The 11,880-nt window shown below is 31.4% G+C and carries 12 protein-coding genes; all 12 read right to left on the reverse strand.

The features are described from left to right. Positions 1–83: 83 nt before the first annotated feature. Positions 84–1,406: a hypothetical protein gene (locus ACIP9G_RS03995; RefSeq protein ID WP_401017515.1), complete on the reverse strand. Its 1,323-nt coding sequence runs from the start codon at positions 1,404–1,406 to the stop codon at positions 84–86. 191 nt (positions 1,407–1,597) lie between these two features. Next, positions 1,598–4,474 carry a hypothetical protein gene (locus ACIP9G_RS04000; RefSeq protein ID WP_401017517.1) on the reverse strand — a complete coding sequence of 959 codons (2,877 nt, stop codon included), beginning with the start codon at positions 4,472–4,474 and terminating at the stop codon, positions 1,598–1,600. 421 nt (positions 4,475–4,895) lie between these two features. Continuing rightward, positions 4,896–5,822, reverse strand: a complete 927-nt coding sequence (locus tag ACIP9G_RS04005; RefSeq protein ID WP_401017519.1) for an iron-hydroxamate ABC transporter substrate-binding protein — start codon at positions 5,820–5,822, stop codon at positions 4,896–4,898. 670 nt (positions 5,823–6,492) lie between these two features. Then, positions 6,493–6,909 (reverse strand): hypothetical protein, encoded by a 417-nt coding sequence (locus tag ACIP9G_RS04010; protein ID WP_401017521.1) that lies wholly within the window; start codon positions 6,907–6,909, stop codon positions 6,493–6,495. A 63-nt stretch (positions 6,910–6,972) separates the two neighbouring features. Further along, positions 6,973–7,170 (reverse strand): hypothetical protein, encoded by a 198-nt coding sequence (locus ACIP9G_RS04015; RefSeq protein ID WP_401017523.1) that lies wholly within the window; start codon positions 7,168–7,170, stop codon positions 6,973–6,975. Positions 7,171–7,503: 333 nt separating this feature from the next. Further along, positions 7,504–7,830 carry a DUF5713 family protein gene (locus ACIP9G_RS04020; protein WP_401017526.1) on the reverse strand — a complete coding sequence of 109 codons (327 nt, stop codon included), beginning with the start codon at positions 7,828–7,830 and terminating at the stop codon, positions 7,504–7,506. Between the two features lie 251 nt (positions 7,831–8,081). Beyond that, complete coding sequence (locus ACIP9G_RS04025; RefSeq protein WP_401017528.1) at positions 8,082–8,726, reverse strand: DUF1963 domain-containing protein; 645 nt, start codon at positions 8,724–8,726, stop codon at positions 8,082–8,084. A gap of 95 nt (positions 8,727–8,821) precedes the next feature. Then, positions 8,822–9,451, reverse strand: a complete 630-nt coding sequence (locus tag ACIP9G_RS04030) for an Imm43 family immunity protein (protein WP_401017530.1) — start codon at positions 9,449–9,451, stop codon at positions 8,822–8,824. A gap of 169 nt (positions 9,452–9,620) precedes the next feature. Beyond that, complete coding sequence (locus ACIP9G_RS04035; RefSeq protein WP_401017532.1) at positions 9,621–10,208, reverse strand: hypothetical protein; 588 nt, start codon at positions 10,206–10,208, stop codon at positions 9,621–9,623. 118 nt (positions 10,209–10,326) lie between these two features. Beyond that, complete coding sequence (locus tag ACIP9G_RS04040) at positions 10,327–10,542, reverse strand: hypothetical protein (protein WP_401017534.1); 216 nt, start codon at positions 10,540–10,542, stop codon at positions 10,327–10,329. A 14-nt stretch (positions 10,543–10,556) separates the two neighbouring features. Continuing rightward, entirely contained in the window at positions 10,557–11,186 is a 630-nt protein-coding gene (locus tag ACIP9G_RS04045) for a hypothetical protein (RefSeq protein WP_401017535.1), read from the reverse strand. 52 nt (positions 11,187–11,238) lie between these two features. After that, positions 11,239–11,865 (reverse strand): Imm43 family immunity protein, encoded by a 627-nt coding sequence (locus tag ACIP9G_RS04050; protein ID WP_401017537.1) that lies wholly within the window; start codon positions 11,863–11,865, stop codon positions 11,239–11,241. Between the last annotated feature and the right edge of the window lie 15 nt (positions 11,866–11,880).

Genomic DNA, 11,880 nt, shown 5'->3' on the forward strand with positions numbered 1-11,880 from the left:
GTGATTTACTTGTAGTATCTATCTATAAAACAAAAAATGTCCCAAAAACCATTAAATGGTTTGGGACATTAATAAATATAAATTTAATAAGTAGACTGTTGCATGACAAGCTGATAGATTTTAATTGGTCGGCCACGTGTATGCTGTAATTCCTCACCGCACATTTTTGCTAAACCGACATTACACAAATCAGCAACGATACGCTGCGCATTTCGCTCACTCATTTGAAGCTGTGTAGCTAAATCCTTTGTCGTAAAATGCTTCCATCGCATTTTTTGGACGAGTGCCAGTATTTTTGTATAGGTTTTAATGCCGACACCACCCCTTTTTAATTTTTCAAGTATTTCAGGATCATCTGCTCGATAGGAATAGGAGAGCTCTTCGGTATTCCCAACGGATTCAATAATAGTTCCATCTTCTTGAATCATCACAATATCGATGGAATCATTTTCTTTCGTTTGTCGTACAGCTCGATGCGCATTTAATTCCGCATTAAAGACAGTCTGTGCAAAACCAATCCCCGCTGTAACCTTGGCATCCAATTCAATAGACAATTGATACATTTTTTCTGTAATAAATTGTATGTGCCCTTCAATTGCTCCCCTTGTACTAAAGATTGTATACCTTCCATTCCCTTCCTCAATTAGAGAGCCGTCAATCTGTTCACATAATTGCAGAAAGTTTTCCTTCATTCGTAATTCTAGATACTGTATACGATAGCCTTGCTTCATTCGTTCCTTCAATGAATCGAAATCTTTTATTTCGAGCATCACAGCACCAATTTGTGTTTCTTTATAATAGGACGTTTTGATTTTTTCAGTAAACAATTGTACTGTATGATAAATTTCAGTCTTTGTTGGTGAAACCCAATGTGAAGGAACGCCCATTTTTTGCAATTGTTCATCCACCGATGGATAACATGTAATCGCAAAATCAATTTTTCCATCTTGCCATAGCTCATAATGGAAATTAAATAATTCCTTTGGATCAATAGCGACATCAAATTCTTTTAAATACATTTTTTTCACGCTTTTTTCAATTTCATCTAACCCTTCTGATGCCATTTGTGCAGGCGAAGGGATAATATCAACACTTACATGCTCAATAAATTTCTTCATTTTATAAGTTTGCTCTAAAAAGCCTTTATAGATGGCCGCCTCAGAAAAGATAATATGCGCAAGCTTATCCTTTGAAATGCTTGTCTGATTCGCAATTGTATAAGGTATGTATCCTGAAAATAGCCAAAAATCAACATCTTGATTATGAGTCTCTACAATGTGTTTTGTTTCAGTAGCAACGCCGTAAATATATGGAATAAACTCCATATCCCGTTCTATTTCTTGTGCCATTTCGATGATTTTTTCAACAGATTTAATTGGTCCAACAACACCTATTTTATACATCATAACTTCCTACTTTCTATTAACAAACTGCACTTTTTCTTAAGGAATTCTCGCTGCTTAAACCATTTAACTGTAAATAGTATAGCGAAAATTAGATTGTTTGGACAAATGATAGCAATATTTTCAGTGTAATACGCAGATTTTCTACTATATGAAAACCCCGAATAATAGAAAATTATCCGGGGCATTGTTTATTATTTATCAGTTGTATACATTTTATTATAAAGGATTTCTAATTTCTTGGAAAGCTTAGCATATGCATTTTGCCATGCTTTACGAGCCGCTTCATTGCCTTCAGTAGCAGGTACATAGAGCGCATGAACATCTGCAACTTTTTTCAAGTCACTCTCTGCCTGTGTTAACTTCGAATAATTTTTTACAATATTTTTTTCGGAAGTACCAAGGGCATCATATGTTGTACGAATTTCTTTTACCTTCGTTTCTAAATCATCAATATATTCGCCATTAATAAGCAGTGAATTAATGGATTCAATTAATTTCAAAGCAATTTCATTCGATTGTTGTTGTCCTTGTTCTTTATCAATAATAGCTTGTCGGATTTCTGAACTAACTAAACTCATTTGTTTTGAAGATAGCTTAGCAAAAGCCTTAATCACTGTTGTTGGATTACTAATAAATGATTTTTCATACTGCTTTATGAATGTCTCTACTTTTTTTACATCTGAAACTGCCGCAGTTAAAATCGAAGCATTCGTAATACGTTTTTTATCATTAGCGCTTAACTTATTATATTGTGAGGAAAGCTCCATTATTTTTTCTTTTGAAACTGTATATATATCGTTAGAAATGATATTAGCAATTGCCTTATTCAAATCCACTATGTCTGGTGCATTGCCATCCACTAAACGATTGTTGAGTAAATCTTCGTATTGCTGTTTCGCTAAATGCTGCTGGTTGGCAGGTAGTTTAGCATAAGCAGTTTGTACGGTTTGAATTTTTTTAGCTTGTTTTGTAACATCTGTTTCTTCTCGTGCAGTTTGTACTTTTTTATGGAATGACTTTACTCCAGAAAGATCTTTGCTAGCAGCTGTTAATAAATAATAGTTTGTTACATACTTTCGTGCTGGAGAAGATAGGCTTTTATATGTCACGGTCGCTGCATTAACAGCCGATTCATATTGGGCAAATGTAAAGTTTGTAACGTCAGCAAGCTTTGCAACGTTTGCTTTCAAAGCTTCTGCGGCACCCTTATCAGCAGGTACCTTACCGTTTCCATCAACCGTAACATTTGGTGGATTTAATAAAAAATCATCTGCACTATAAACGAGTGATTGTTGCAAGCTAGTTAACTTATTATAAGCTTTTAACGTACTAGTATAGCTTGAATTAAGCTTGTTTTCTGCCACACCAGAAACCTCGGATAGCTTTTTATATGCGTCCATTTCTTTTATTACTTTTTCTGCTGTTTTTAAATCCTTTTGCAACGTTACAATGCGATCATATCCGATAATTTTAGCAGCCGAAGTTTTCGTTAGCCCTTTATATTCATTAATGATTCGGTTTACATTCGTAACATGACTTTGCCAAGAATGTACGGACGGATCTATTGGGTACATGTCTTCTGCATCACCAACGTAGCTGTCGATTTCTGAATTTAATCTATCAATTTGACTGTCTTCTGCGTTTTCTGCTTCAAGTAATGTAGTGACATAATTGGCTGGTACTAATTGTAATTGTTTATATGTTAGCTTTTCATAAGCCGTACGTATCGACTTCGCTGTCGTCACTTGCTTGCTAGGTGTATTATTAGGTGACAACTTATCGAAAAGTTTAATAAATTGCTCAACCTTTTTTATATCCTGCTTTGCATCACTTAAAATTGTTTGATTTTGAACAGCTGAACGATAATTTTGAGATAATTTTGCTATATCCTTTTCTATTGTTTCAACTGCCGTTTGTAACGATTTTATGTTCGTTGGTACATACTTAACAAGAGAATTTTCATATGCTAATAACGCTACGATTTCTTGATTTAATCTTCTAACTTCCTTAAATTCATCGATATCAGTTGGATTTTTCAATATGTTTTTAATACTATTATATAAAGCATCATTGATATCTAAACTGCGTTGTAATAAATCCAACTTATCATAAGTCTCTTCAATTTCTTTTAAATATTGTGTTAGGTTCTTTTCATCAACTTCATTAACCTTATCTACTTTCTCATTTAACTTGCTCAATAGATCTATATCAGCAAGTGCTCGCTTCAAAACATCATAATTTGTCACATTAGCCTTTGCAGGTGCTGTTAATGCCTGATACTTAGCCTCTAACGCCGTAACATCAGCTTTAAATGAAGCTAGACTTGAGATATTATATTGATGGTCATTTTTAAGCACTGTTTTAATTTCATTAATCATTGTGTTTGTTGGTTCATTTGATACTGTAATCTCATCTGAAAAATCTGATTCTACAATAGCTGTACCAACTTTTGCTTTGACCCTAACCATAATATCTTTTATATTTTCTTCTAAAGCATTTTTTGGGACTGTATATGTACCACTAGTTGCTCCATCAATAATTGTGAAAGAATCACCAACTTTATAAAACCATTGGTAGCTATATGTAATTTGACTACTTTGTAATTTTGCTCCTGCACTATCAGTAACATCGACTGTAACTTTTACTTCTTCCCCAGGCACAATATACTTTGAAGCAATTAAAAATTCTGGTTTTGTAATCGCAAGTTGTAATGTATTAATTGTTCGTGTTGCACTCTTATATCGATTATCTGTCGTTGTAATAGCTTCTACAAAAATTGTTTTCCCCGCAGCATCTACTGGAACGGTAAAGGATGAAGTAGTTGCACCAGAAATCGGTTTATTCGTAACGTTATTCGTTCCATTTTCGCCCGTAGCATTTTCAACATAATACCATTGATAACCTTTAACAATTGTATTGGCTGGTAAATTTTCTATAGAAGCTTTTAAAACTCCATTCACCATATTTTCACCTGTCACTGTCACTTCTGATTCCGCCGCTCCCGCAACTGTTGGGACAATAAGAACCGCAGGAATAGCTGCCACTGTGATAAATAATTTTTTATTCAATTTTATACCTCCTTCATACATCTATTGTTTATATCGGTCATATTTCTATAATTTCTTTCGTTTTATAGAATATTTCAAAAAGGTGTAAATCCTCCTTATTGTAAAATAAAAAATAGTAATATATTGATATTACATTACTTTTTGCAATAATACTTAAGTATATAAGATTGGCATGATGCAAATTTCTCACCTATTCAGTAGTTAGAAAATGTGCTCGCTTTTCTCTTTCAATTGTTGCGTTATCTAAAAATCATTGATTTGAAAAGAAGAATGTAAATAATATTACAAAAGCTCCTACTATACGAACCTTCATTTCGTACAGTAGGAGCCATCATTATCATTAAAAGTAGAGCTTTGCATAATAGTCGGTTCATTACATATGAAAAAGAGCAAGTAAATGTGCTTGCTCTTTTCCTATTGGTTATTGTAAAAATTTCTCTTCAAAGAAATCTAATTGATAATCTAATGTTTTTGCATCATTAAAGTAAAATGCGCTTGCATTCGCTTTATATAAATGTCCGTTTTTCACAGCATCTATATCTTTAAACCATGAAGTATTCATAAATGAAGAATCTTGGTCATCTGGTACACTTAAAATAATATAGTCACCAGCGTATTCTCCTAATACTTCTTGTGAAATTGCGAAATATCCTGGCTCTAAGGCAACCTCTTTCACTTTTTCAGGCATTTTTAAGCCCATTTCTTGATACAAAATTTCAGTTCCACGAGCCCAGTTATCACCAAACAAATACAATTGTTTATCAAAGCTTTCTGCAACCGTAACTGTGGCATCTTCACCGATTTTTTCTTTAATTTTCTTACCTACTTCTGCAGCACGTGCTTTAAAATCTTCTACCCATTTTTCTGCTTCTTTTTCTTTATTAACCACTTTACCGATTTCGATAAATTGTTGTAAATAATCTGCTTTGCCATAAGTAAATAATACGGTTGGAGCGATTTCTGCTATCTTCTCAGCATTTTCAATATTATTTAACCCAATAATTAAATCCGGATCCAGCTCAATAATTTTTTCAATATCCGTATTTTCAACTACCACTGCATTTTTAATGTCATCTTGGAAGTTTGGATTATTCGCTTCCCAAGCATCCACACCTACAATATTCACACCAAGTTGTAGTAAATCCCCAGTATATGATGATAACACTACCACACGCTTTGGATTAGCTGGTACTTCAATTGGACCTGTTTCAGATTGATAGGTAATTGTTTCCGACGAAGAAGCCTCTTTAACTGCTTCCTCATCTTTCTTCGAATGTTCTTCCTTATTGCCGCACGCAGCAAGTACTAATACAACCATCATAAACATTGGTAATAACAATTTTTTCATTACTTAATCCCCTTTTAAACTTTTAAACATTTTGTAATATAAATATAATTTCTAACATATTGGCTTATTTGTACGCGAAATATTACCAATAGCTTGTTCAATATGAAAACGATTGTGGGAATCTTTCTATCAGCCACTACCAATCGATTCAGTTGTATATAAAATGCAACCTCACTTTCTAAGCATCATCTAAAATAACAACTACACGATAATGATAATCATTATCACTAAAGTTAGTCTAGTTATCCTACGAGGTTTTGTCAATCACTTTTTTATTATTTTTATAGAAGGTATTCCTTTGTGTTTCCGATGAATAAGAAAAGATTTTACTTTTGAAGAGAAACAGAGATAAACTAGATTCATGCTAATACGATTATTTATCAAGTGACACATTAAATTAATTTCAGTGACGCTATCTTTCTTTACTTTTTCACTGCTAGAAATAAACATTAAAAACAAGCAAAAGATTTATTTCCTCTTGCTTGTTTTCTTAATACCTATATACAATAATTTGTTCACGTCTTCTTTTAAATTGCCACACTAATTTTGAACTGTCATATTTAACTGTAGCCACTAATAAGATAAAAGTCCGAATGCACATGTTTATTTTCAAGACACGAAATTCCATCTTCAAGAACAAATCTAATTTTCATTTTTCTTTTTTCTCGAATTATTTCCCGTAGACAACCTCTTCTAAACCCTTTAATCTTTCCTTCAATAGGATAAAGTCTGGACGTTTTACAATATTCGCATCTTTTCCTATTAAATTTTGTAAATGTTGTCGTAACCCTTTCGTATAAGCCTTCATAAATGCATTAAACTCAAATGTATATTGCCATTCTTCTGAATTAGAAAACACACTAAAATTTGTAATAATTACATTATTTCCAGCTTTTTTAAAGGTATAGACGTTCGCATTACCAAAAGTATCAAGAATGAGTTTCTTACCTGTTTGATATAACTCTAATAATTGTCGACTGAATGTAATAATAATTGTACTGTGTATCGTTGTGGAGAAGAGTAAAGTTTCTTTATTATTTTCAAGTACAATTACTTCTAAATAGCTGTCGAGATAAAAAATCTGCATGTACGTTTTTATTTGGAAGAACCGATACATCATTATCTTCAAGATCAAATCTAATTTTCATTTTTAGGCTCCACTTGCTGCCAGTAGCATATTTCTTGCTTCACTGGAAATAGAAACGGTGTCATGCTGTTGAAGTGCAAATTTTTTAATGCTTTTGTCATTGTTTTGGTTTGATGTAGCAAGTAATGGATTAGCGCTACTAAATCTTTTCACAGATACATAAGTAGAATGTTGCTGATTAAAGTTAGTATTAATTGACATATTGACCTCCCAATGAATATATTAAAATTTACGTTCATTATACAATATTGGTTTTTTCTATAAAATTAATTTTTTTGATTTTTTGCACTGTTTAACAACTTCCCTATTTCTAAATCCCTCTTTAATCGAAAAAAATTTAAACTCAAACGAGATGAATATAGTCATGTATTGTAAAAATAAAAAAACACTTGTTGCGTATTAGGCAATCAAGTGCATTATTTGGATTTTTTTATAAGTGAAATTGGTTTAATCGTCCGAGTGGTATATCACTCGCCTTTTGAAAAGGTCAAAAACATAAAAAAAGAAAAAGAGTGATTTCACATTTTTTATATTTCACCAATCTCTTTCTCTTAAAGCTTCTTCAATATCTATATCAATCTCGAAATATTGCAAAATTTCTTCTACTGTTATTGCGATAGAATCTCGTGCAACAGTTTCAATTTCACTATTATTTTGATAAAACTCATCCTGAAGTTCATTGATTGCTACAGTCATTTCATCTAACTTTTCCTGAACCTCCTCAACCGAATGATTGCCTTCTTCAATAAAATGAACTACTTTAATAATGTTTGATTTAATTTTATCCACTAAAAACGATGGATAATAAGAATCTTCGTACATATCCAATAAATATTTAAATTCAGCGTCAAGTTTTTTCACAATGGTACCTCCTTTGATTTTGGTTATGAAAGATTGATGCTATTCTTTTTAAGTATGATACACAAATTAAAATTACTTCAAATAATAAATAAACGCTTGGAGTAAATGGTCGATTGATGGATTTTTTAATTACTCATATACATTGTCAATTACATCTTCAACACTTGCACCATCCAATGTTTTCGCAGTGTTTCTCCTTAATTCCCATTTGTGTAAAGCATATATACCACCTCAAACTAAAGGATAACTTTTTAAGTACATTGAGTAAAAAAAACACCTATGTCATTCTCATTGTAATTTTTATTTAAAAATAAATATCCAGTAGAATCACTTAGGCTAAATATATCTCGAAATTCCTCTGGGAAATCACCGCCATATATTTGTAGGCAAAATTGATAATTGTCTAAGCCTAGGTCTTCTTTTTGTAACAATGATGCTTTATTGCCTATTAATGAACCACAGTAAATCTCCTTATCATCTAAATTTTCACCATCAAATTCCTCATAATTCAATTTCAATTTATCGCCGTAAATGAACTCTTGTGCAGGTATTAAAAAATTTGATTCATTTCGAATTTCACCAGTTTTGTGTAATAAAACCTTTGTAAATCCCTGTTTAATGTTTTCTAATTCGTCTTTATCTCCGTGAAAAGTGATTAAATCTAAAAAATAATCATTCTGATTATAGGTTGTAAAAACAGATAAAAAGTGTTCTTTTGGTAAGTTGAAATTTAGTGCTTTATTAAGAAAGTTTGTTGGCAAAGATAATATAAGTATTAATTTCTCTCCATTTGGATTTAATGGCCAATCAATATTTGGGGGCAAGAAGCTATATCCGCCAAGCCGTGGCACAATGGATTCATTTTCAACATCTTTATAAGTAATTTCTACTGACATAATATCAACTCCTACATTTTAGTTTATCTGAGTCTATGTACTCTCGAGATAACGGAATTTTATTCAACCGTTCTCTTTGTTTCTATATTTGTTGCCTAATGAGAGTTAACATGTTTTGCCACGTCATTTAATTCAATAAATTTCAAACCTTTTAATTTTTGTGCAATGCATTGTTGCTTAAATTTTTCTGAACAAAATATGTATGAACTTAATCTTAGATCTTTTAAACGAAAGACATCAAAATCTGTATTTTTGAAAACTATTTTCTGATATTTTTCAACAAAGGAACCTTCCGATTTAAAAATTTTATTTTTAGGTACTTCTCTAGAAATAAACTCCGATTTCTCATAATCCACTAATGAAATACCATCATAATATTTAATAAAATAATAGTTTTTGTTTTTCTTTACTTTTGCATTTCCCTTGGTGTTAACTATATTTAGTTTTGCTAAGACGTACTCTTGTTGTGATTTCGACTCAATCATTAGATTTAAGAACTGTTCTTCAACAATATGACCTAAAAAACTTTCATAATAGTCAAATTCAATTTTACTTGTTGTTATTAGCCACAACTCTTTAGGAAATTCATCTTTGTTAAAAAAATGACGATTCCAATTATAACCCATTCCTTCGTAATACTTTGTTTCATCAAAATGTTCATGTATTACCCCATCTAAGAAAGTAGGTGACGTAAGTTTGTCATTTAAAATCATAAAATTATTCAAAATATTTACCCCCATCTCTAACGTATTGAATAATATTTTGCCAATTTAACCTGCCCATAACATTGAAAACATGAATAAATATTCTACAGAAATGTGTCGCAAAAAACTCCAATTATTAAGATTCTTGCTGCTATGCTTTTAAAATGCTAAAATAGGTTTTTTGCAAGAATTAATCCATATTCGCCACATTAAAGTTATATATTTCATCTTCACGTGGATCATTAAACCCAACAAAGTCATTTACTTTAACAAGTGTAAATAAATACCCAAAATTCGGATGAGGATATTCTAATCTTTTCTTACGTGCATAGCCCTTTATGGATACTAAATATTTCCCAGAAGAAACTTTATATTTAAATCCAGAATACAATGTCTCTCCATCTAACGTTTGATATGATACTTTATCTTGATCTAAATATTTATTATTATCGAATGTATAAAACGAACCAATATCAACAATCCATAAAGAATCTTTAATTTCAATATTGAAGTTATGATGGACTAGTTTTTCATCCCATTCATTGTCAAACGACTGATTAAAATTTTCAACTTTGATTACGTATTCAATAGAATCTATTGGTAAGACAGGAATCCAAATCCCTTCTGCTAGGGAAGTTAAATAACGTTTATGATTATCCTGAAAATTTTTTAAAAGTTTTTTCGACCTCACTTTTTCTTTTTTCAAAAAATCTCCTAATACATCTAAGGAAAATAAACAAATTCCGTAACTTGCGGTATCCAAAATTTTTTCCACCATAACTTCCTCTTTCTACTATTTGATAAGAATATTTAGTAAAGTCACTTCCTTTTAAATTGCACGAATCACATTTTAGGATTTTCTTCTAAAAAAAATCCTGACATTTCAATGAATAGCCTTATAATTGAATGGGCTTATAACTCAATACTTTATCAACTACTTCTTCTGGGAGTAAATCATCGTAGAAAATGTAATTAGCTACTTCTGGATCAAGTACGTTATCAAGAAGCCTTACTAATAACTGATTATTTTCCTCTTCATTCTTACCTTCAGCATTCATTATCTTAGTTACCAATTCTATGAGCTCTTTTCTATTTAAAATTCTCTCAGCCATTATTAACACCTTCCCTAAGAATATTGCCAGTATCCTACTACGGGATTTTTAATAGAATCCTCCATTATGTTTGCATACAAATATACAGCCCCAAAGCCAAACGGTAAGCTTGTGCCTGTATGGAATAATCCACCTGGATAACCATCCTCGTCAATTTGACAGAAAAAACTATATCCATCTTTTCTTAATTCTGTGTAATAGTACTTCTCCTCTTGGATATGAAAGGGTTTACCTCCAAATTTAATAAAAAAAGGTGTTTCAAATGCTTGTTCTTCACTAACCATGATTCCTTCTGAAATATAGTGTTTAACTATTCCAACTTCAGTATAAGGTGAATCCAAACTTTCTTTCGAAATCGGATGCTCAATCATATACAATGAACAGTTTGGATAAATATTGTTTGAAACACGATTTTCATATTCGCTTGGTATAAAGATAGATATCATGTTATTTTTATCTAGAGGATTTACAAAGCACAGATAGAATTGATAATCCTTACCACTGTTACTAAGTAGGTCACTTTTATCATCAAAAAAAGCTGGCGCATTTCCACCAATCCATCCATTACCAAAATCCAAATTCCTGTCTAACTGATATATAATACTTTCTTTTCGTTCTATTAATATTTCATTTTTATTTTTCAATGGGTATTACTCCCCCTTACAAATGATGTCGTTAATAGAATGTTTTCCTTAATTACACTATAGATTGTAGATAGTTAGGCACTAACTCTAAATCTATAAATTGAATACCTTTAATACCATCCTCTTCACACAATGATTTAAATCTTTGCGAACAAAACAAGTATCTTCCCAGTTTTAAATCATTTAATTGAAATACATCACAATCAGTGTCTTTTAACACCAAATTAATATACTTATCAACAAAATTTCCACCAACTTTTAATTTTGCATTGCTTGGCACTTCTCTTGTAAGAAACTTAGAGCTTTCATAATCTACTAATGATTGTCGTCTAATACATTTTATAAAGAAAAATAAACCATTTACTTTTGGTTTACCTTTAGTACTCACCACTTCCAAATTAGCTATAACATAATCCTGTAATGCATTCACTTGTTCCATTGAAGATAAAAATTTACCAGACATTATATGACCGAAGAAATTTTCGTAATAGTCAAATTGAATTTTGCTTCTCGTTATTAAGCAAAGATCTTTTGGAAACTCCACTTGTTCAAAAAATGGTCGATTCCATTCATAGTTCATTCCTTCTGCATATTTATCTTCAGAAAAGCTTTCGTGCAAAACCCCATCTAAATAAATGGGAGAAATATCTCTATCATTGACTAACATAAAGTATTTCATAATGTTACCCCAATC

Origin of the sequence: Lysinibacillus sp. NPDC093197, from assembly GCF_044754025.1 — a bacterium.
Lineage (GTDB): Bacteria > Bacillota > Bacilli > Bacillales_A > Planococcaceae > Lysinibacillus.

Coding starts and splice junctions, on each gene's coding strand:
- ACIP9G_RS04025 (WP_401017528.1), bottom strand. CDS start 8,726: ATGTCAGTAGAAATTACTTATAAAGATGTTGAAAATGAATCCATTGTG.
- ACIP9G_RS04050 (WP_401017537.1), bottom strand. CDS start 11,865: ATGAAATACTTTATGTTAGTCAATGATAGAGATATTTCTCCCATTTAT.
- ACIP9G_RS03995 (WP_401017515.1), bottom strand. CDS start 1,406: ATGATGTATAAAATAGGTGTTGTTGGACCAATTAAATCTGTTGAAAAA.
- ACIP9G_RS04040 (WP_401017534.1), bottom strand. CDS start 10,542: ATGGCTGAGAGAATTTTAAATAGAAAAGAGCTCATAGAATTGGTAACT.
- ACIP9G_RS04005 (WP_401017519.1), bottom strand. CDS start 5,822: ATGAAAAAATTGTTATTACCAATGTTTATGATGGTTGTATTAGTACTT.
- ACIP9G_RS04035 (WP_401017532.1), bottom strand. CDS start 10,208: ATGGTGGAAAAAATTTTGGATACCGCAAGTTACGGAATTTGTTTATTT.
- ACIP9G_RS04015 (WP_401017523.1), bottom strand. CDS start 7,170: ATGTCAATTAATACTAACTTTAATCAGCAACATTCTACTTATGTATCT.
- ACIP9G_RS04010 (WP_401017521.1), bottom strand. CDS start 6,909: ATGCAGATTTTTTATCTCGACAGCTATTTAGAAGTAATTGTACTTGAA.